The sequence below is a fragment of the Yeosuana aromativorans genome (assembly GCF_014646655.1).
In the GTDB taxonomy this organism is placed as follows: Bacteria; Bacteroidota; Bacteroidia; order Flavobacteriales; family Flavobacteriaceae; genus Yeosuana; species Yeosuana aromativorans.
Genome location: NZ_BMNR01000002.1, coordinates 238,903 through 262,437, shown reverse-complemented (window position 1 = coordinate 262,437; position 23,535 = coordinate 238,903). Strand labels below are relative to the sequence as shown.

The following is a 23,535-nucleotide window of genomic DNA, read 5'->3' as shown; positions in this document are numbered from 1 at the left end:
GGCTTTTGGTTTTTTACTAATTAATGTTTCTCCTTTGGGGAGATTAAGAGGGCTTATGAAATATTCAAGACTTACCAAAGAGCAATTTGAAGAACTGGAAAAAGAGTTCATTAATTTTTTGGCAACCCAATCCATTACGGCAGACGAGTGGAAGAACTTAAAAGAAAACAAACCAGAACTTGCTGAAATAGAGTTGGATGTATTCAGTGATTTAATTTGGGAAGGCGCCTTGAGTGCGGCCAAGTATTTAGAACACATTTCACCAAAACAAATGCATCTGTTCAGTTTGAATGATGATAACATGCACGTTATAGCCGTAACGCTTAAAAACGACCAAGACTTGACAACCACAGAGGGTTATAATTGGTTGCGTGAAAACCTCATGGATGATCATGTGGAATTTTTGCAGGCTAAAAAGGACTATTCAGATGATAAAAATCTGGATAAATTCAAATTGATTGAGCAAGGGGCCGTTATCACAAAAGGGGATTTGTTTAAATTTTTTGATAAGCTGATTAACTAATCCTTATTCATAACGCAGCGATTCAATAGGGTCTAGTTTTGAGGCCTTAATAGCTGGCAAAGAACCAGAAATCAAGGCTACAACAAACGCAATTGAAAAGGCACTAATCATGGCCAACCAAGGCGTTGTGAAGTTAAACCCCGCAGCGGCGGATAATCCTAAACCGACAAGAAGGCCTAAAATAATTCCCAAAATACCACCTAATTGGCTTACTATAATGGTCTCAATAAAAAATTGAGAGGCAATGGTTTTACGTTTGGCGCCCAGTGCCTTTCTAACACCAATTTCACGTGTGCGTTCCGTAACACTAACAAACATGATGTTCATCAAGGCTATTGACGAACCAAAAATAGTAATGATGCTAATCACCCAGGCAGCCATATAAAGATATTCTGTTATGGAAGCAACTTTGTTAATCAAATCCTCACTGCTTTCAACAGCAAAATCGTTGTCTTCAATAGGTTTTAGTTTTCTAATGTTCCTAAAGGTATAAACCGCTTCATCCTTGGCATTGTCCAGTAATTCCTTTTTTTCTACCATAACGCTCAAGCCATAATTGATGTTGGCATTGGTAAATATAGAACGCGCTAATTTTATAGGAATGATAACACGGTAATTTTCCTTACTGTTAAAACCTGTTTTTTGGGATTCCAATGTGCCAATAACCTTAAATTTATGGCCTCTTATACTTATGGTTTGATTGATGGGGTTAAGCGTACTGAAAAATTCTTTCTCCAAATCGCTTCCTATCACACAAACATTGTTATTGTTATCAACATCAAACACATTAAACTCACGTCCTTTAGCAATTTTAAGCCCAGAGTTTTGAATAAAGTTCTCGTTTGCTCCAACAACCAAAACGTCAGGATCTGTTTTTTTGTTTTCATATTTAATTTCAGCAGAACTAGTGCCATTGAACATCAATGATATTTTGGTCAATGGGTACTTGTAGGTGTCCATAAAGTCTTTGGCCTCAGCATAGGTGATAATGGGGTTTTGCTTTTGTCTTTGGCCACCGCCATGACGCTCTATGGCAAACTCTTCACGCTGAATGTTAAAGGTGTTAGAGCCCATGGACGAGAAATTACCCGAAATGGTGTTTTCAAGGGCAGAAATAGAACTTAAAATGCCCACAAGAGCGGTTATACCAATAGCTATGATCAAGATTGTCAAAACGGTTCGCAGCAATTGACTTTTTATGGAATCAAAGGCAATCCTGATATTTTCGCGCACTAGTGAAAACATAGAGTGGTATTAATGGTTATGAGACTTTTTATGTTAGACTCGTTAAGGAGAATAAAGTTACTATAAATTTTAAAAAAGGTATTAAGTCACATTAAAAATTAAGATATTTGTGCTTTAATAGATAATTATGGCGCAAAAACCAAGTATTCCTAAAGGCACACGAGATTTTAACCCAGAACAGGTAGCAAAACGCAATTATATTTTTCAAACCATACAAAGTGTGTTTGAAACATTTGGATTTCAACCCATTGAAACACCTAGTTTTGAGAATTCTGAGACCTTAATGGGAAAATATGGTGATGAAGGGGATAGACTGATTTTTAAGATTTTGAATTCTGGAGATTATTTTGATAAGCTGAATAAATCTTTGGTTGAAGTGATAAAAGACTCTTTACATAATATTTTAATATTTATTAAAAAGACAGGTTCAGAAAACATTAACTGGTTGACTTATAAGGAAGTTTATTTAAATTTTATTCCTAATCATATTAAGTCTAATAAGAATATTCAATTAACAGAGGAAAAATTAAATTATAATCAATTAGCAGAAACCTTATGGTTTATTATCTATGATGGTTTTTTAAAAACACAGGAAAAATTAAATCAGTTCATTGATGAAGGTGATAGTAGAATAGATGATTTTGCAACAAGAGTTTTTGGTAGTTTCTATTTTAACTTTTCCTCGGTTCATGTTAGTGATTATATAACTGAAAAAGCCCTCCGTTATGATTTAACAGTCCCGTTCGCACGTTATGTGGTACAACACCAAAACGAGATTGAGTTTCCGTTTAAACGTTACCAAATGCAACCCGTTTGGCGTGCCGATAGACCCCAAAAAGGCCGGTTTAGGGAATTTTACCAATGTGATGCCGATGTAGTGGGAAGTAACTCCCTGTGGCAGGAAGTGGAGTTTGTGCAATTGTATGACGCGGTATTTTCAAAACTAAAACTGGAAGGTGTTACCATCAAAATAAACAACCGTAAGATATTGTCCGGTATTGCTGAAATCATTGGAGCTTCAGATAAATTAATTGATTTCACGGTGGCTTTGGATAAGCTGGATAAAATAGGTGAGGAGAAGGTGAAGGAAGAAATGCTTTCAAAAGGTATTTCAGAAGCAGGCATTTCAAAACTACAGCCCTTATTTAACTTGTCCGGTTCGTTTGGATCTCAAATAGAATCCTTAAAAGCAATATTATCAACTTCTAAAGAAGGCACAAAAGGTATCCAGGAATTGGAGTTTGTACATGCAGCTATTACTGAATTAGGCCTATCAACGGCAACTTTGCAACTTGACGTGACCTTGGCTCGCGGATTGAACTATTATACGGGCGCCATTTTTGAAGTTGCTGCGCCAAAAAGCGTGCAAATGGGTTCCATTGGTGGTGGAGGCCGATACGATGATTTAACCGGTATTTTTGGGCTTGATGATATGAGTGGTGTAGGCATTAGCTTTGGATTGGATAGGATTTACTTGGTCTTGGAAGAATTAGGCTTGTTTCCTGAAACCGTTACAAAATCCATTGATGTGCTGTTTATCAATTTTGGTGATAAAGAAGCTTTGTTCAGTTTAAAAGCCATTAAGGCATTGCGCGCAAATGGTATTAATGCGGAATTATATCCTGAAGCTGCCAAAATGAAAAAACAAATGACCCATGCCAATAGGCGAAACATCCCGTTTGTGGTTTTGGTTGGCGAGCAGGAGATGAATTCAAATACCTACACGCTGAAAAACATGGTTTCTGGTGAGCAGAAAACCGTGTCATTAGACGAATTAAAAAATCTTAAAAAATAAAAGCACCATAATTCAACTTATGGTGCTTTTATTTTGATTGTCTTTTTTCTACTGTATTATAACTTTTTTAGTGATGGAACCATCAATGGTTTTAAGTTCTATGATATATGTTCCAGTAACAAGGTGTTTTGTTTTTAGTTTCTGATAACTCACTTGCTCAATAGTTTTGAATTTAATTATTGATTGTCCCAAGATATTCAATAATTCAGCAGATTGTATTTGTTTTAAATTTGGATTTTGCAAAATCAAACTTGATTCTTCATTGGAATAAAAGACATTCAATAAGTCTTTGGCCTTTTCATCAGTACTTAAAGTAGTATCTTGTTTAGTGTTAAAAACAATTTCAAATCTATCGGTTATTACACCTGGATTTAAATAAACTTGGTAGTTGCTTTCCTTTAAATCGTGAATAAGGTTCAACTCTTTATCTTTAATAAAAATACTGAGGTTAGCAGGAATGTTTTCAAGCGTATCAATTTTTATGGTAGCCAATCCTTTTTTATTGATTTTCATACCTAGTGGCAAAATTTGATCATCGTTAAAATTGTTGACAGCTTGAATGATAAATTTTTTATCATTAACGGTCCAGTAAATGTCCTCAACATTGTCCTCAATTAATGGCGCATCATAACCAACATCTATGCCGTTGCTTGCATGGTTATCTATACCGGTGAGCAATTGTCTGTGATAACCTTTTGGAGAATCAAATAAAAGCTTGATTTTTTCTCTTGTGTCTCCTTTTTTTGAATTTGGTTGACTGCCTTTTATGTTTCCAATTGGTTTAATAAAAAGGGAAGGGTCACTGGCTTCGGTTTTAAATATACGTTGGCTGTTTTTAAAAGTTAAAGTGCCACCAGTATCAGCTGTAACAAAAAAGCCTTGACTTACGGGAATGTATCTTTGAGGTGTTTTGGTACCAGTTGTTCCAGTAGCATTTATTCTTGCGTCATTGGAAATAGCTTTGGTTGCTCCCATTAAGTTATATGTTCCATATCCACCTTGGTATTCTCTTAAAATATGAGTTGATGATGCAAAATGTTCCCAAAAATATAAAGCTCCATCAAAAATATCAGAGGTTGCTCTACCACCTGAACTGTTAATGTTATCTAAAATGAACTCATCAGCATCTAAGGCAGAAGCATAAGGGTTCCCAATTAAGTAATCATTTCCTGGCGATAATGTTAAGGAAATATCACCATTGTTTGGTTTGCCTTTGAAGACATAATTTTGTTCTAAAGAAATGGCACCACCTGTATTTTGAACACCTTTCATAGTGAATCCTTCGCCAGCTAATATGGTTCCGGTACTTCTAACATGTTGCCACAACGGATAGCTGTCACTGGTTTTGTTGGCATATTTCCATATCCAATAATCAGCAATGCTTATTGGTGTCACTCCCGGAGTTCCCGGGCTACCATCATAGCCAGAAGTTAAAAAGGTAATTGGCAGTGGATTAGTTGGTACAGATCCATCTTTTAATACATCTGGAAGTTTATAACTATTGTTGTTGGTTGTAGTATTGCTAATTCCAACGGGTGACGACCAATAATTGTAAGTGTATAAATCCTTTGTGCCTTGTTGGTCTCTTTGTAATGTACCTGAACTAGTTGGGTCTAAATCACTTCCCGTGGTTTGTATCAATTGTGATTCACCTTCTAAATCAATGGTGCCATTTAATTTTAAATAATGGGTTATGGTTAAACCATTACCGCAACCACAAGCTGTGTCACCATCAACCAATAAATTTCCACTGTTGATTATTAAACCTTGAACACTTCGTTCGCGTCCCAGAGAACTTTTGGTTTTTATGCTAACATCATGGTTAATTTCAACAATATTCCAATCTATAGGTGTTGTGCCATCAATAATTGATACATCATTTGGTAACGACTGAACAGAGTTGTTTAACCATGTTGCATCAGTATCCCAAGGGCCAGATGCTTGGGTTTGATATGGTAGTGGCGCCGTTTGTCTGTCAACGGTATCTAAATTTCTTAAAGCGCCTTGATGTCCATTGCCAGACATGTCATTGGTGTTTGTGTAGGTGTAAACGGACATTGGGTAATAGCCGGCTAAATCTGACCAAGGAATTGAGCTTATTTCATTTTTAGTAATGCTAGTGGGAAGAACATTACCATAAACCAGAGCCAAGGAATTATCAATGATTTCCTGGTTCATGATATATCTTAGTTGGGCTTCTGTTAATGCAGTATCCCAAACTCTTACTTCATCAATGTTACCAGCAAAGAAGTCTGTTGGTGTGTTTTTTCCCGCAGCTGCTATATAAAATGATTGTGATGTTGCTATAGGGGCAGGTAATGAAGATGCGCTTGTATCTGCTACACCGTCAATGTAAAGGGTTGCTGTTCCCGCATTATAAATTACTGACAGTTGGTGCCATTCGTTTTCTGGAATTGCAACAGACGATGTTAATGTTGCCGCACCGCCATTTAAATCAAATTCAAATTGCCCTGAACCATTGATCTTAAAGTCATAACCTTCAGTATATGTAGCATCTCTTTTAGACAAAATAGATGCATTAACAGTTCCTGTATCTCTTTTGACCCAAGCTGAAATGGTAAAAGCACTAGGATTTAGGTCTAAATTATTTTCCATATCAATATAATCCGCCACACCATCAAAATTAATAGAGCGTTCCGCTACAACCTGTGGAGCATAACCAAAAGTGATATATTTAGTGCCATCAAAATCGTAATTTGCTTCTAAATTTCCATTCCCATCAGATGTCATGACTCTATAATCTGAAGTTGGATCAAAAATTCCAGTATCAGATATGAACATTAAGTAACTACCAGGAGGACTAATATTTCTCACTGCATTTTGTGGAATTCTGACTTTACAGGAAGGAATGTCTCCTCCGTTTTCAACTACTTTCCAAATGCGTTGCATGGCAACAAAAGAAACTGGCGTACTCAAAGCAGGAGTAATACCAGCACTCATGTTTACAGATACTCCCATGGCAGCTAAATTTAAATCGGCTCCATTATCACCCCAAACCAAAAACTCTTTATTATTAAGGGTTGTTGGATTTGTGCTTATGTTTTCATTATTTGTATTGTAAATATCTGTTAATCCAATGGTTAATATTCCCTGTATTGGACCAGTTCCATCTGTGGCATTATTAATACTACTGGATTGTTTTTGATTTAATTCTGATATATCATCACGACCAATGCCAGCAATATCATAGTTAAATCCACTATTGGCAGATTGATCCCAAATAACATTTCCTGAACTATCAACATAGTCCTGGGAAGTTCCGTTGGTTCCTAATGTGATTCCGTATTTTATTGCTAAATATGATTGTATTCTATTTCGTTCCTGTGTTAAATCGGTATCGTTTTTTCGAGAAGAGTAGGTGATTATTTCTGCAATCCGAGCATCTGTAGTTGCTTCCCAGCCTTCGCTACGTCCAATCCAGTACCGCGTATTGTTTACATTGGCAAAATCGGGCACATCATTTTGAATGGTTTCAATGTTTTTTGCATTGTAATATAATTCCTGTTGTGTGACTGCGGTATTATTTCTAACATTGATTATACCGGCATTACTGTAAGTGCTTCCTGTTCCAGTTTCAGCAACTCCATAGCCAAGGCCACCACTTGTTGTACCATGGGCATAAGAAATTATCTCACCAGAAAAACGCACGGAATATGCACCTAAACCAATGCCCGTTGCATCTGTTTCGTTAGCAGCAATGTTTTCATCACCACAAAACACGTCCATACTACCAAAAGAGGAGTTTATTGTTGTATCAGGAATCAAGACAACAAATATGTCTTCTGAATAAAAACCGCCTGAACCTTGCAAAAATTCAGTAGAAGTATTATCAAATGAAAAATCAGTATCAAGAGTAAATGTAGAATAGCTATTATCAAAATCAACAACTGGATTAAAATTAATATTATAAGCAGGGTCGTCCCTATAGGTTGGTTCAACTCCCGCTACGGGTGCAGTGGCATTATATGCGTTGCTTGTTTGGTCTTGCCATGTGGTTACAGGTTGTCCATTTGTATAACCTAAACCTGCATTACCTTTTAACCATAATTCTAAGTTAGTATCTACACCTCCAGGGGCTTTAATGATAACACCTGTTCCTTGAATGTCAAAACTATAAATACTTTCATCTAAATCATCATTGGCTATAGTTAATGTTGCTGATTTTAAGCCAGTTGATGAAGGGTTAAAAGTAATGTTAAAAGTTGTGCTACTGCTTGCAGTTATAGGTGTTGTAGGTATTGTTGTAACAGTAAAATCTGAGGCGTCAACACCTGAGACTACAACATAAGGAGAGCCACTGGTTAAATTTAAATTTGTGACCGTTCCTAAATTTTCAATTGTGAAGGTGTGCACTACACTTCCAACCGTAATATCAGTATTTCCAAAATCAGTATCATCTAAAGTGGTTGGAGATGAATCGCCATTGACAATTGAATTGGAATTGCCTAAAACGTTAATTTCCTGAACAGCACTCGTACCATTTCCTTGAACAGTGAATGTATATGGGTTTTCATTGCCATCATTATTTGCAATGGTTACGGTAGCTGATCTTAATCCAATAGCACTTGGGTTGAATGTTATGGTGAAAGTTGTACTACTGCCTGTTGCTATGGATGTAGAAGGGATGCCCGTAACTGTGAAATCTGCGGCATTCGTGCCAGAAATAGCTACGTAAGGCGAACTACCTGTTAAATTAAGTGTTGCTGTGCCTGTATTTTGAATGGTAAAGGTATTGGCGTTGGTTCCGATAGTAATATCAACATTTCCAAAATCAGTATCATCACTTGCAGAAGGTGTTATATCTCCACTTACAATAGAATTCCCTGAACCAGTAATATTGATTTCTGGCATTGGAATAATTGTAGCGGTTACAGCTACATCATCTATGGCCATATCACTTCTATAATTGTTACCGGTAACACCTCTAAAACGTATTTTTATAATTTGCCCTACATATGAAGATAAATCCAAGCTCACTTGGTTATAGGCTTGACCATTTGATGTTTGAACTTGTCCCGTTTGAGACCAAAGGTTAAATGGATATGTGGATCCATTGTCTGTACTTAATTCAACATTTAAAGTACCCATGTCTGATCCATACATATGATACCAAAAAGAAAATGTGGCTGCACTTGCACTAGTTAAATCAAAACAAGGACTTATGAGGTTTCCAGTGTTATTGTTGTTTGATGAAGCCTCAGTATACATGTACCAAGTACTGCTATGTCCTGTGCTAGGCCCAGTATTACTCGATGGTGTTCCTCCACTGTCTCTAATCCAATCAAAATTATCACCTGAATCTTGTATCCAGCCCCCAATACCAGATTCAAATCCTTCAGAATAAGGAAATGTACTTACTGTTGTTGTGCATGTTTGTGAGATAGATTTATATGAAATAAAAACACACGCAATAAAACAATATAACTTAAAATTATTAATATAATGTTTCATAAGTAGTTAAGATAGTTTGGGGCTATTTAAACTAATAAACAAACATATATAAAAAATCTATGAAATGCAAAAAAAATCGATAAAATACATAAAAATAAAAACCTGAATGATTAGTTCAGGTTTTTAATTACATTAATTAATGTTTAGGGATTAATGTTTCAACGTTACTCAATTAGAACTTTTTTGGAAATTATACCTTCAGGTGCATTAAGTTTTAAGATGTACGTTCCTGAATTAAGTTTATTTGTCTTTAACTCTTGATAACTTTTTGTTTCAATTTCTTTATCAAATTTATAAACAGATTGTCCAAGGATGTTAAACAATTCTGCTGAATCAATTTCTTTTAAACTTGAATTCATTAAAATGACGCTGTTTTTTTCATTTGAATAATAAACGTTTAGCATATTGTCTTCAATATCAGATGTACTTAATGCTTTTGATTGGTTATTATTAAAGACTATTTCAAATCTGTCTAAATATTCACCTGGAGTTAAATATACTCCATAGTCACTTTCATTTAGGTCATGGTATAAACCTAATTCTGTGTCATGAAGATATATTTTGATATCATTTGGTGCATTTTCTATTTTGTCAATTGTGATAGTGTTTAAGCCACTATTTTTTGCTTTAACCCCCAGAGGTATAATAGTTTGATTATCAATAGCATCTATTCCTTGAATAACATATCGTCCGTTTTCTATCATCCAATACATATCATCTTTTTGATCATCATTGAAAGGCGCATCATATCCCCAATCATAACCTTTGCTTGTATTGGGATCTACAGTTAGCAAAAGTTGTCTGTGTAATTTGTTTGAAGAGTTAAAACCTAGTCTAAGTTTTAATCTTGAGTCAATCTTTGCAGGATAGTTATAAGATGTATTTGTGTTTTTTCCTCCAGACGATTTAGTAAAGATACTATTTGTGCCATCTTCTGGTGCGAATATACGTTGTCCATTATTGAATTTTACGGTTCCTCCAGTTTCAGCAGTAACAAAAAATCCTTGAGCCACAGGAATATAGCGGCCTGGTATTTTAGTTGGAGTGCCTCCAGTGGCCACATCAGGATCATTGGTTCCTAATGATGCGGCTGGTACACCACCTGCCAATGAATAGGTGGCATATCCGCCTTGATATTCTGCTAGTACGTGTGATCCACCTCCCCAATGCTCCCAGAAATATAGTGTACCAGTGGTTGAACCGGGACCAGCTATTGTAGAACCATTATCTAGTATAAATTGGTTTGCATCCAGTGCAGAAGGGTAAGGGTTACCAACTAAATAGTCATTGCCAGAACTAATTGTTAAATTAACATCACCATTATTGGGTTTTCCTTGAAACACATAATTTTGGTCTGTTGAAATTGAACCGGTACCTGGTCCTTTCATAGTAAATCCTTCACCTACTAATAATGTTCCTGTACTTCTTACATGCTGCCATGAAGAATAATCATCACTGAGTTTGTTGTCAAATTTCCAAATCCAGTAATCTGCAATTCCAAGAGGCGAAGCAGTTCCATTATAACCGGATGTTATAAAGTTAACTCCTGTCATGACATCTGGCAATTTATAGGAATTATTATTTGTTGTATTGTTGGAAAGTCCCACAGGAGATGACCAATAATTATATGTATAGGTATCAGCGGTTCCTTGCTGATCTCTTTGCAAAGTACCAGAACTGGTTTTGTCAAGATCACTACCAGAGGTTTGTATCAATTGTGATTCACCTTCTAAATCAATGGTGCCATCAAGTTTTAAATAGTGCGTGATTATCAATCCGTTACCTGTTTTAGAAGCGATATTTCCATTTACACGTAAAGTTCCACTATTTACTTTTAGGGCTTCTAGTTGACGCACACGACCCATATTTGAGTAGGTATCAATGTTTATATTGTGATTTGTTTCAACAATATTCCAATTTATAGGCGTTGTTCCATCAATGATAGATACATCATTAGGTAATGTTTGTACTGCATTATTCAACCAAGTGGCATCTGTCATCCAATCTCCATCTGCTTGCGATTGATATGGAAGTGGTGCCGTTTGTCTGTCAACAGTATCTAAATTTCTTAGAGCCCCTTGATGGTTGTTTCCTGATTCATCATTGGTATTTGTATAAGTGTAAATTGACATTGGGTAATAACCTGCTAAATCTGACCAAGGAATAGGTTGAACCTCATTTTTAGTGATACTTGTTGGTATGGATTTTCCATCAACTGAAGAAGACGTATTTTCTATTTCTTGGTTCATGATATAATGCAACTGAGCTTCAGAAAGAGCAGAATTCCAAATTCTTACTTCATCAATATTACCGGCAAAAAAGTCTGTAGGAGAGTTTTTTCCAGCTGCTGCTATATAAAATGATTGCGAAGTTGCTACAGGGGCAGGTAATGAAGATGCGCTTGTGTCTGCCACTCCGTCTATATAAAGTGTTGCATTTCCATTGTCATAAATAACAGCTAGTTGGTGCCATTCGTTTTCAGGGATGGACACAGATGATGTTAAGGTTGCTGCGCCACCATTTAGTGCAAATTCAAATTGCCCTGAGCCGTTGATTCTAAAATCATATCCTTCAGTATACACCGCATCCCTTTTAGACAAGATAGATGCATTAACAGATCCGGTATCTCTTTTGATCCAGGCTGAGATTGTAAAAGCAGTAGGATTTAGGTCTAAATTATCTTCCATGTCAACATAATCAACTGCTCCGTCAAAATATATAGAACGTTGTGCAATGACTTGTGGAGCATACCCAAATGTGATGTATTTAGTGCCGTCAAAATCATAGGTTGTTTCAAGGTTTCCGTTACCGTCTGGTGTTAAAACCCTGTAATCGGCGGTTGGGTCAAACACACCTGTATCAGAAATGAACATCAAATAGCTTCCCGGAGGCGAAATGTTTCTAATGGCGTTTTGTGGTATCCTAACTTTGCAGGCTGGAATATCACCACCGTTTTCAACTACTTTCCATACCCGTTGCATGCTTGTAAAAGTTACATCAGTGTTTAAGGCTGGACTTATTCCCGCACTCATGTTTACAGTGATGGTAGAGGCTGCCAAGTTTAAATCGGCTCCATTGTTTCCCCAAACTAAAAATTCTTTATCGTTGAATGACGTTGGGTTACTGGATTTATTTAAATTATTAGTATTATATATATCTGATAAACCTATGGTTAGAATACCTTCAATAGGTCCAGTTCCATCTGTGGCATTATTAATGCTACTGGATTGTTTTTGATTTAAATCTGAGGCGTCATCACGACCTATGCCGGCAATATCATAATTATAACCATTATTGGCAGATTGATCCCAAATAACATTTCCAGAACTATCCACATAATCTTGAGAAGTTCCGTTGGTTCCTAATGTGATTCCGTATTTTATTGCTAAATATGATTGTATTCTATTTCGTTCCTGTGTCAGGTCGGCATCAGATTTTTTAGAAGAATACGTAATAACCTCACAAATTCTTCCATCAAAACTTCCTTTATAAGCTTCACTTCTACCTAAAAAATATCTTGAATTGCTGACATTTGAAAATTGGGGTAGACCTACTTCTGTATTACCAACGTCATTTCCATTGTAAAAAAGGATGTTTGCAGTTGGTGTAGTTGCATCATTGTTTTTTGAATTTATAATACCCGCATTTGAGTAACTATCAGTGGTTCCAGTATGGGCTATACCATAACCCCTTGAATCAACAGGTGTACTTCCACCTGTTGGACTGGTTCCTACGGCATAAGATAATATTTCATTGTCAAATCTAACTGAATAGGCCCCAAAGCCTATACCGGTTCCATCTCTTTCATCTGTTAATGGATCTTTGTCTCCACAAAAAACATCCATACTTGATAAAGTAGAGTTAACAGTGACATCAGGGATGGTAACTAAAAATATATCTTGAGTATAAAATCCTGATGGTCCAACAAGAGTTGTTCTATTGGTATCTGTATATCCATAATCTTCCGATGCTGTGTTATAATCATTGTCAAAATCAATAACAGGATTAAAATTAACATTATAGGCAGGGTCATCTCTGTAGGTTGGCTCCAACCCAGGAGCAGGAACAGTTGCATCTGCACCATTACCCTGGTCTTGCCAGAGGCTAACCAATTGACCATCTGTGTAACTTAATCCTTCTGTACTTTTTAACCATAATTGCAAATCTGTAATAACGCCTCCTGGGGCTTTAACATCTGTTCCAGTACCTTGTATGTTAAAAGTGTATGGATTTTCATCACTATCATTATTTGCAATTGATACTGTAGCGGTTCTTAATCCTAGAGCACTAGGGTCAAAAGTAATTGCAAAGGTAGTGCTACTGCTTGCTGAAATTGTTGAAGAAGGTATTGTTGTAACCATAAAATCTGATGCATTAGCCCCAGAGATTACAACGTAAGGTGATGCACCAGTTAAGTTTAAGCTTGAAAGTGTCCCTAAATTTTGAATGGTAAAAGTATTAACATTTGTTCCGCTAGAGGCGAGTACATTTCCAAAATCTGTATCATCTGTGACGGAAGGTGTTACATCTCCGTTTAAGATTGTATTTCCTAAACCCGTAATCTCAATCTCTTGCAAGGTAGTAGTTCCAGTTCCTTTTATATCAAACGTATATGGATTTTCATCACTGTCATTATTTACAATACTGATGGTAGCGGTTCTTATACCAGATGCGCTTGGGTTAAAGGTCACATTGAAAGTTGTTGTGCTTCCAGCAGCAACAGAAGCAGCTGGGCTACTGGTTATTGTAAAATCTGAAGCATTTAATCCAGAAAATGTAATGGCACCAATTGTTAAAGCTGAAGATCCGGTATTTTCAATGGTGAATGTATTTACTACGGTTCCTAAGGTAACATTTGTATTTCCAAAATCAGTATCATCGGTTAGAGAAGGGGATGTATCTCCAGAATTAATAGAATTACTATTTCCTTGAATATCTATTTCTGGAGAGGAAGCGCATGCACCACCACCAGAAACATTAAAGTATACAGTGGTGCCAACTGAACTTGTGCCAGCACCAGAATTGGATAAAACACTACTGCCTCCAGAAGTGACGGTCACATTTGATCCTGACCCATTCCATCCATCACCGTATCTGTCATACATAACTATATAATAGTTTGAAGCATCTAATAAACAGCCTAAGTTTAATGTAGTAGAGTAGGAGTCATTACAGCAACCTGTATAACCATTTTCAATAGTTGTTAAGAGTGTTCCTGATGGATCATAAACATTTACTCTATTTTCTGATGACCAGTTTGGCCAGTTAACACTCACAATAACTTCTGAATAAGTTGGGATGATACCTGTTCCTTTAATATCAAAATTATAAGGATTTTCGTCAGAATCCCCGTTAACTATACTTACCGATGCTGTTCTCAACCCAGTGGCACTTGGATTAAAAGTGATATTAAAGGTAGTGCTTCCTGAACCAGAAACTGAAGATGAAGGTAAAGCAGTTACGGAAAAGTCCCCTGCATTAGCACCTGTTATTGAAATTGCCCCAACAGACAATGAGGTGGTTCCTACGTTTTGAATGGTAAATGTGTGTACTGTTGTGCCAGATGACACATCAACAGAACCAAAGTCGGTATCATCTGTAACAGTTGGAGTGGTGTCACCATCAACAATAGAAGTTCCATTTCCTTTGATATTTATTTCGGGTACAGATGCTATGGTGGCTGTCAAAGCCACATCATCAATAGCCATATCACTTTGGTAAGATGATCCAATTACCCCTCTAAATCTTATTTTCACAGTTTGGCCAACATAAGCTGATAAATTTATGCTTACATTACCGTATGCCTGACCATTTGATGTTTGTACTTGACCAGAATGGGACCATAATAAATTTGGATAGCTAGCCCCATTGTCTGTGCTAAGTTCTACATATAAATTTCCCATCCCGCTTCCATACATATGATACCAAAATGAAAATGTTGCTGCTGTTGCAATTGTTAAATCAAAACATGGGCTTTCAAGGTTTGCTGTGTCTCCAGCTGTTCTTGGGCTGGAAGCCTCTGTATACATATAGTATGTACTACTATGTCCAGTAGATGGGCCAGTACCACTTGATGGTGTTCCTGCACTATCTCTAGTCCAATCAAAATTATCAGTATTTGGCTGTGTCCAACCACTTGTTCCTGTCTCGAAACTTTGAGAGTAAGGAAATGAACTTATAGTTGTGCTACAGGTTTGTGAATATGTAACTTTTGATAATATTACAAATATTAATAAGATAACAAAGTTGGTGTACCTTGTGTAGGTTTGAGAGAGATTCATAAGGGCATTATTTTAATAGCAATTAAACAGTTTCAAAACTATATATAAAATCCATGAAATGCAAATAAAATCGATAAAGTGTATAATTTGATTTTAAATAATTAATTTTCAGAGTTATGTAAAAACAGCGAGATTTATTAAAATCTCGCTGTTTTTCTATAAATTAAAGTTCAACTAATATTTAATTAATTGTTTAATCAATGTGTTTTTAGACTCCAAATCAGTAATTTTAATAAAATACGCACCTTCATTTAATCTGTTTAATCCATGGTTGATATTTATTTTACTACTGTTCACAGACATATTTTGATTTAAAATATATCTTCCATTTATATCATATATTACAATATTCAATAATTTAGAATTAAAACTCAAAGGAACTGTTATAGTAATATGACTATTAAAAGGGTTAGGAGTTATACTTACATTTTTAAAGTTAAAATCACTATTATCCAAAGGCATTTGTGCAATTCCATCACAATCTTCGTCTATTGAATTACCAATAATCTCAACAGCTCCTGGGTTGATGTTGGCATCGTTGTCGTCACAGTCGTCAGTGGCCTGCGGTGTTGTTGAATATCCGGCACCTGGTGAGGCACATTGCGTCACAGAGGTTGTGCTACCGAAGAAACCATCGCTATCGTTGTCCACACCGGCGTACCAAACGGTACCTGGGTTGATGTTGGCATCGTTGTCGTCACAGTCGTCAGTGGCCTGCGGTGTTGTTGAATATCCGGCACCTGGTGAGGCACATTGCGTCACAGAGGTTGTGCTACCGAAGAAACCATCGCTATCGTTGTCCACACCGGCGTACCAAACGGTACCTGGGTTGATGTTGGCATCGTTGTCGTCACAGTCGTCAGTGGCCTGCGGTGTTGTTGAATATCCGGCACCTGGTGAGGCACATTGCGTCACGGAAGTGGTGCTACCGAAGAAACCATCGTTATCGTTGTCCACGCCTGCGTACCATACGGTACCTGGGTTGATGTTGGCATCGGTATCGTCGCAATCCGTATTATCGCTCACATAACCGCTAGGTTGTGTTGCAGCTTGTTGACTGACATTAGGATCTCCATAAGTATCATTATCGGTGTCTGCATACCATGTGCTTAAATTACTGGTTATGTTGATGGTGTAATCTTCAACTTCGCCATAGTTGAATGATCCACAGGATGAAGGTGAGGTATTGTATCTGAGAGCAACTCGCATTCTAGTTGTTCCTAATGAAGCTCCATTAGGGATAGTTATGTTTGCTGTTATAGGAGTTGTTGTAGAAGCAGTACTATTTACTACTTGTTCTCCACTATCAAGAAAATCTCCATCTTGGTTATAATCTATCCAAACACGGATGGCTTCACTATATTGTGTTCCTGTCCAAGTTTTGGTTATTGAAATTGGATAAGTAGAATTCAATACTACATCTGTTGATATAGAGGTAAAGTCTGAATAACCACCTGATCCAGCGCCAGTAGTATTGCTAATGCTTCCAAAAGTTACTTTTCCAATGTATTCATCGGCAGTACTGTTTCCATTTGCTGAACAATAGCTTACTGCTGTGGTGGTGAAGTTTTTGGAGCTAGAATACGAAGATGTTGAACTGGAACATACACTCCTTACTTGAAATTCATAATTGGTTGAAACGCTCAATCCGGTCAATGCATAGGGAGAGGTTGTAAGTCCTGGAACATCGGTCCAAGTTGAACTGCCAACTTGTCTATATCGTAAATCAAAGGTGTTTCCTGATGAAGAGTTCCATGATAGTGATGCGGAATTTGTTGTAATACTTGAGGCTGTCAAGCTTGTTGGAACAGCAGAAGCTACTGGGGTTAACAACAAATCTGGTAACACTTTGGTTTCATGATCTGCTATGGTTTGGTTGGTTAGCGTATAGGATTGGTAGCAATCGGATTCATAAATGATATCATAAGTACCAGACTTGATTGGTCTGTAATAATCTCCATGAGTAATATCTGTAAATGTATGGGAACCATAATTATCATGGCCAACAATTTTTACAGTTGCATCAATAGGATATCCTGTTGTGGCGTCTTTAACAACACCTCTAAAACCATAGGTTCCTTCGGTAAGAAAATCTAATAAAGCGTTCTTGTTATAGTACCAATAATTGGCTAATTGGCTTTCGGGTAATATTTTGGTATCAGAAAGTTCAATGGTCACTTCTTTACATTGTTTGTAAAAATTCATGTAATCTTGTCTGCCACCAAAAACCTTATACCACTCTGCACCTCTTGTTACTCCAGGACTTGGGTATAAAGAACTGTCATAATCAACCGTCATATAGGTTGTGTCACCAAATGGATCACTATCATTTTGAGCATGCGTTGTATATTCAATACCAACATATTCAAACCAATTATTATCAGGATGCAGGGCTTCGTTATAATAAGCATTATCAAAAGGATAATTGAATACTTCAGTTCCTCCATGAAAGTTGGCAGCAATTACAAAGTGATATGTATCGGCAAGATTCATGAATGCTAGGGTTTCTTTTTGGTAAGCATTTCCATCGTAATGAGCTCCAGCTACATTGTCTGGATAGTTTCTGTTTAAGTCAATACTATTAAAATTCGCTCTTCTGGAACCTGCGACGGATGTATTAGTTGCACTTCCATAATACGTTCCATCTGGGTTAGCACTTGGGTTAATCCAAATCTCAGCATTCTCTACCAAGTTTTTAATTCTGGCATAATCAGGGTCTGAAGGATTTGAGTAAACGGTTAAAATATAATTAATTAGACTCAGCATCATTGGGTAACCAGCAATTTCATCGCCATGCATTGATGAGGTCAGCAAGAGTTTTGGCTCTTGTTCATCAGTATTTACATTATCTGAAATTTTTACAAACAACAACTCTTTTCCATCATTTTCTGTGGTTGTCCCGAGACTTATTTTTTTTACTAAAGAAGGGTAATTGTTTTCAAAATCTTGCATTTGTTGCGCATATTGAGCATATGTTGGATAATTGGCAACAGGAAATGATAGTGTATTAGCTGAAGTCTTACCAATTTGATTTGTTTTTGATAAGGATGTTTTATTATCATAAATGAAAGATTCATCAACTTCATTTTCGCCTTTAGGAACTTTGTAAGTAATGTTTAAGGACTCAAAGATTCTGAATTCTTGTTCATTGGCCCAAGCAATAACTGTTTTTGTTTTTGGGTCATAATTTATGATTGACAAGTTTTTGGAATAATTTTCTAGTTCTGAAGGATTGTTTACTTTAAAAGTAAATGTTAATTCTCCTTTAGTTGCAATGTATTTTTCTGCTTTTTCTTTTTCCGTGTTTTGTGAAAAAGCAAATTGAGTAATTAAAATAACAACTAAACTTAAATAGGTAATTTTTTTCATGAGAGTGGATTTATAAGCAATTAAGGTGCCGAATATAATACAAAAAATCTATTAAATGCAAAAAAAATCGACGAAATGCATACTTTGTTGTAATTTTTATCTTAAAATTCTTTTCAGAAGAATATTTATGACTTTAAAAAAATGAATAAATGGGTGTGTTTTTTTCTCACTTTATGGCATGGTTTTGTTTTAATTTATGATATATAAAATTTAGAATTTATGGTAGCCCAAGAATTAGTTCAAAAGACTTCGAGAACAAAAAAGGAAAAATCATTTTATTGCATTAATTAGAGGCACTCCAACATATGGATTACAATAGGTTAAATGACTTGTTGGATGAAGAAACGTATTATGAGAACATGAAAAAAACAGCCTTTATTTATCGAAAAATGCTACTATTTAAAAAGTTCAAGAAAAAAGCTTATACACAATTAAAATTTTCCGCTAATATCTTACTGGTCTTAGAGTTGACAGGTATTAATTCAGGACATAAATACGATATTTACATTCAATTTACTGAATGTGAAATAACGGATATATTTTAAATGCTCACAACAATCCAATGATTTTGATTGCTTTCTTCCTTTTTGAGCATAATTTAAAATCTCAACTTTTCCCAATGTAAGTCTTTGAAACAAGGTCCTTGGGTGGCTTCGGTGAACTTGATGTCGTTGTGTCCTGCGTTCCATTCAATTAGTTGAAAATTGTTGGTTTCATCCACAATCACATCCCAGCCAATACTTCTTACATAGGGGATGCGATTGTGCATTCTGGTTACTTCTGAAAGACATTGTTCAAAAAAGGGTATTTTTTTATTGGCAAAAGTGATTTTGCTGTCAGGATGGAGTTCTGTAGTGGTCCAATCAGTATAATAGCCATATTTGGAAAGTTCTCCATTTTTAATGTCAACTGGTATTTTTATGGCTGAAATTGATTTTACATGTGTATCATTGTTTCTGCCCAATCTCAGAAATGAAGCTTTGACTTCAATGTTACCAGAGTTGTTACAAATGGAAGTTAGGCGTAAGGTGGCCACAGAACGCTCAGAAAATTCAGAGAAAAAGTTATGTTGTTTAATGAAACTTTGGAATACACCATTGCCCAAGGCTTTTATTTTATCGATCTTGAAATTTTCTCGATCGAAAAAAAACACACCACCTCCTTGTAGAGAGTTTTCAATTTTGTATACAATAGTTTGATTTTTTTTGAATAACTGTTCAATGATATGTTTTTCATCAATAGATTTGTTATTGGTGTCCCAAAACAAGTTATTGATATAATAGGCTAAATCAATTGATTTGGAGGGATTCAAGAGCAAATCGGTTATTTTATTCCTTTCACTTAGGTTATAATCCCCTGTCATTTTGGGAATCACAATCTTTCCATAGTAATTATCAGGAATCCAACCTTCTTTAAACTTACCTGCAATCGCACTGTAGACGTATAACCAAGGAGCATATTTTTTGCTGCCCAAAACCTCCTTTGCATAATCTTTTGCTGATTTAATATACTTGGTATTGGTTTTACCTCGCTCTTTTTCAATCTTTTCAAGAAGTCCCATTGCTGTTTTTCTATGTATGTCATGGTACCTAAAGTCATTCAAAGAGTTTATAGTGTTCCTTAAAGTATCTTTTAACTTTCCCATTTTTAAGTTTTGTTAGTTGATTAGTTCAGCACATAATTTCAGAATAATTTTTTTAATTGTTTTATGGATTTCCGTAAAAATTTAACATCAGAATAAAAATTAAATAATAACCAACTATAAAATCGTTCTGTAAATATCAACAGTCAAAAATGACACCCTCCCAATTGCTCATTAACTTGCCTTAGAAGCTCCAGGTATATTAACCCAGTTGGAGTTATCAAGGAAATGTTAAATCAAAAAGGAAACTAATAAGAATCGCAAATATGTGTCCTTATCATGTAATATGTAATGGGTTTTAATGTTTTACCTGTTTCTGGATGTTTGTCCAACGCACTTAAATATTCTAATTCTCAATTGTTGTTTTTTCCATACCATAAATTTTCAGTTCCACCTTCATTAAAAAATTTCGTATCACAGTTTGGTGTGATTTTTTTAAAGTTTTTTATGCAATCGCTATTATATAGTTTGAGTTGTCTCAAATTGTATTTTTTTGCATCAAAGCTTACTTCTAAATAATGATCATCTTGCCAAACCATCCAACGCTGCCTGTTTATCGACTGAAAAACTACAAATCCAATGAGCAAGAAACCACAAACAATTAAAGTGATTTTATGCTCCTTGAGAAAATTACGAAACTTGGATTTCTTGTTAGATACATTGATTTCTATATCATTTTTCTAAATCATTTAGTGAATTAAAATCCTTAAAACTGTCATATCCTAAATATCGACACAGTCCAACGATAACTTTATATTGTTTAATATTGATATCAACTTCATCATCCATTAGTTTTTCAGCTTCATTTTTGTAATCACGAAAACTACGCTCTCCTAATAAAAACCCTTCTTCTGTAAGGATGTAATTAGATAAATCTTCAGCAATGCTCACTAAGGAAAGCTTCTTTTCCCCCAGTTTTTTTCGAATTGACTCTCCTTTTTTAAAGGCTTCTATTATTAGTCTTTTATGCATTAAAATCTTGTTTGATTACTGCTTTAATTTAGTCATTTTCTCTGGTTTATTTAAGGAATAATTTTTCCAAAAACTTTCCAGAACTCTTCCATTACATTTCCTTGTTGGCCATTGAATTCTTAGTTCATTTGTTTCAGAATTAACAACCATATTATCTGTAATATGATTTATGATTATTGATTCTAAACAGGAGTGGCAATGTAGAGTTGTCTAGTCTCTGGGAAGTAATTAAACTTCTCTACAGCTGTCCTCCATACTTCACAAAAAGAGAGACGTCTCTACAGATTTAAGCAGGTGTTGCAATGCACCAAAAGTATCCGAATAAACTCGGCCTGCAACACTATTGTCCAATTTAAAATAATAAACAAAATGAAAAAAATAGTTTTAATTATAATTACTGTTTTCCTTAATATCGCTTTACATTCATGTACGCCTCAAGGAATTTCAGTTAATATACCGGTGGCCACAGATGATGGTAACTGTTGCGGTGATGGAGGAGATATACCACCTCCACATCCTCCTACAACTGGTGGATAATAATATCTCTAAGAAATAAAAATAGTTAGTATTTTAGAGGAATGAAAATAGCCTTAATTTCATTCCTCTTTTTTATTGTTAAAACTGATTTTTGCTACGCAAACATTAACAGAAGTTATCAGGTAAAAGATAGTTTGTCATATTATTATCAAGTGGCCAATAATCCTAAGAACAGTTCCAACTTATCGGATGCGTTTAGATTTTTTAATTTAAAGAAAAAAGAGAGTTTAAAGGCTAATGATACCTTATCAATAATTTACTTTTTAAGACAAATAGCGATCATACAGTATAAACTTGGTGATTATCATGGAAGTGAGGTTTCGGTTGTCGAAACACTTAAATATTTGTCAAAAGATAAAGAATCCCCCAGTATTAATGAACATAAGGTAGGTTTATATAATCAGTTGGGCCGTATTTATATGGAACTATCAGATTATGAAACTGCGATCAAGAATTTTGATACAGCTTTGTCATTTACCGACAATGAAAGCGAAATAAATATAATTAATAATAATAAGGCATTAATTTACATTTCTCAAAACAAATATGAATTGGCTGAAGAGGAATTTTTAAAAGTTTATAGAAATAGTTTTAACAAGAATGATATAAGGCAAACTTCCAGAGCCATTGATAACTTAGGGTTTATAGAATCTAAATTGAATAGGCCAAAAGCATTGGAGAATATGCTTCTTGCCTTGCAAATAAGGAAAACTAATAATGATTATGAAGGTATGTACGCTAGTTACAAACACTTAATGGAATATTATAAGGACAGGGATGATTTTAAATCTTCAAAGTATTATGGTGATAAATCGTATAATATTGCTAAGTCAATAAATAGTGCTTCATTTTTACAAGATGCTCTTTCTCGTTTAGTGGATATTGGGGATAGCACTCATTTCTTGGAATATAAAAAAATAACTGACAGTATTTTTAAGGCAAGACAAGTACAAGAGAATAAATATGCCAAGATCAAATATGATTATACCGAAAAGGAACATAAATTGCAAATTGCTGAACTGGAAAGAGAGAAACAGAAAAATTTAAAATTATTTTATTTGTCTCTAGGAGGTCTAATAACATTGGCTTTTATTTTCACAATGATATTTCTAAAATCCAAGCACAAAAAAGACAAAATCCAGCAAGTCTACAACACAGAGGTTCGCATATCAAAAAAAGTACATGACGAAGTGGCTAATGATGTCTACAATATCATGACCAAGTTGGAACAAAATAAAAAAGTGGCTAACGATGTTTTGGACGATTTAGAGGGGATTTACAACAAGACAAGAGATATTTCCAAGGAGAACAATATTATTGATATTCACGAAGACTATGGAAACCATTTAAAAGATTTACTGCTGAGTTACAAATCTGATAAGGTAAACATCATAACCAGGGATATTGATAAAATAAATTGGAATCAACTTCATGAAACAAAGAAGTTTGCTTTATACAGGGTCTTGCAAGAACTTATGACCAATATGCGGAAACACAGTAAAGCAACACTAGTTGTTCTCAAGTTTAATCAAGAAAATCGCAAAATTTCAGTTTCCTACAAGGATAATGGTATTGGTTGCAACTTGGTCAAGAACAATGGGCTCCATAATACGGAAAACCGTATGGAATCTGTAAAAGGAACCATTACTTTTGATTCTAAGGCAAATGAAGGCTTTAGTGCCCATATAATTGTTTAATC

Annotated in this window: 11 protein-coding genes; 5 read left to right on the top strand and 6 right to left on the bottom strand. The window is 35.4% G+C overall.

The genetic code is table 11. The features are described 5' to 3' along the window. The first annotated feature begins 55 nt into the window (after nucleotides 1-55). Nucleotides 56-523 carry a DUF6495 family protein gene (locus tag IEW94_RS04460; RefSeq protein WP_188650433.1) on the top strand — a complete coding sequence of 156 codons (468 nt, stop codon included), beginning with the start codon at nucleotides 56-58 and terminating at the stop codon, nucleotides 521-523. A 3-nt stretch (nucleotides 524-526) separates the two neighbouring features. Here the strand turns inward: IEW94_RS04460 and IEW94_RS04455 are convergent, their stop codons facing one another. Continuing rightward, a complete protein-coding gene (locus IEW94_RS04455) occupies nucleotides 527-1,768 on the bottom strand; it encodes an ABC transporter permease (protein ID WP_188650431.1) in 1,242 nt (413 codons plus the stop codon). A gap of 127 nt (nucleotides 1,769-1,895) precedes the next feature. On the opposite strand from IEW94_RS04455, the gene hisS reads away from it, so the two are divergent. Continuing rightward, nucleotides 1,896-3,563 carry a histidine--tRNA ligase gene (hisS, locus tag IEW94_RS04450; protein ID WP_188650429.1) on the top strand — a complete coding sequence of 556 codons (1,668 nt, stop codon included), beginning with the start codon at nucleotides 1,896-1,898 and terminating at the stop codon, nucleotides 3,561-3,563. A 48-nt stretch (nucleotides 3,564-3,611) separates the two neighbouring features. Here the strand turns inward: hisS and IEW94_RS04445 are convergent, their stop codons facing one another. The 3 genes from IEW94_RS04445 to IEW94_RS04435 all read right to left on the bottom strand — a co-directional run bounded on the left by IEW94_RS04445 (nucleotide 3,612) and on the right by IEW94_RS04435 (nucleotide 18,685). Further along, entirely contained in the window at nucleotides 3,612-9,035 is a 5,424-nt protein-coding gene (locus IEW94_RS04445; protein WP_188650427.1) for a DUF8693 domain-containing protein, read from the bottom strand. 164 nt (nucleotides 9,036-9,199) lie between these two features. Beyond that, complete coding sequence (locus tag IEW94_RS04440) at nucleotides 9,200-15,316, bottom strand: RemA C-terminal-like gliding motility protein (protein ID WP_188650425.1); 6,117 nt, start codon at nucleotides 15,314-15,316, stop codon at nucleotides 9,200-9,202. A gap of 174 nt (nucleotides 15,317-15,490) precedes the next feature. Continuing rightward, complete coding sequence (locus IEW94_RS04435; RefSeq protein ID WP_188650422.1) at nucleotides 15,491-18,685, bottom strand: M14 family zinc carboxypeptidase; 3,195 nt, start codon at nucleotides 18,683-18,685, stop codon at nucleotides 15,491-15,493. 305 nt (nucleotides 18,686-18,990) lie between these two features. Here IEW94_RS04435 and IEW94_RS04430 point away from each other — a divergent pair, with 305 nt between their 5' ends. After that, a complete protein-coding gene (locus IEW94_RS04430; protein ID WP_188650420.1) occupies nucleotides 18,991-19,230 on the top strand; it encodes a hypothetical protein in 240 nt (79 codons plus the stop codon). 53 nt (nucleotides 19,231-19,283) lie between these two features. On the opposite strand, the gene IEW94_RS04425 is transcribed toward IEW94_RS04430, so the two are convergent. Beyond that, complete coding sequence (locus IEW94_RS04425; protein WP_188650419.1) at nucleotides 19,284-20,330, bottom strand: sugar-transfer associated ATP-grasp domain-containing protein; 1,047 nt, start codon at nucleotides 20,328-20,330, stop codon at nucleotides 19,284-19,286. A gap of 669 nt (nucleotides 20,331-20,999) precedes the next feature. Next, the gene (locus IEW94_RS04420; protein WP_188650417.1) at nucleotides 21,000-21,299 is read right to left on the bottom strand and encodes a hypothetical protein; all 300 of its coding nucleotides are present in this window, start codon (nucleotides 21,297-21,299) and stop codon (nucleotides 21,000-21,002) included. Between the two features lie 369 nt (nucleotides 21,300-21,668). Here IEW94_RS04420 and IEW94_RS16890 point away from each other — a divergent pair, with 369 nt between their 5' ends. After that, nucleotides 21,669-21,836: a hypothetical protein gene (locus IEW94_RS16890; protein ID WP_229669447.1), complete on the top strand. Its 168-nt coding sequence runs from the start codon at nucleotides 21,669-21,671 to the stop codon at nucleotides 21,834-21,836. A 41-nt stretch (nucleotides 21,837-21,877) separates the two neighbouring features. Continuing rightward, the gene (locus tag IEW94_RS04415; protein WP_188650415.1) at nucleotides 21,878-23,533 is read left to right on the top strand and encodes a tetratricopeptide repeat-containing sensor histidine kinase; all 1,656 of its coding nucleotides are present in this window, start codon (nucleotides 21,878-21,880) and stop codon (nucleotides 23,531-23,533) included. Nucleotides 23,534-23,535 lie beyond the last annotated feature (2 nt).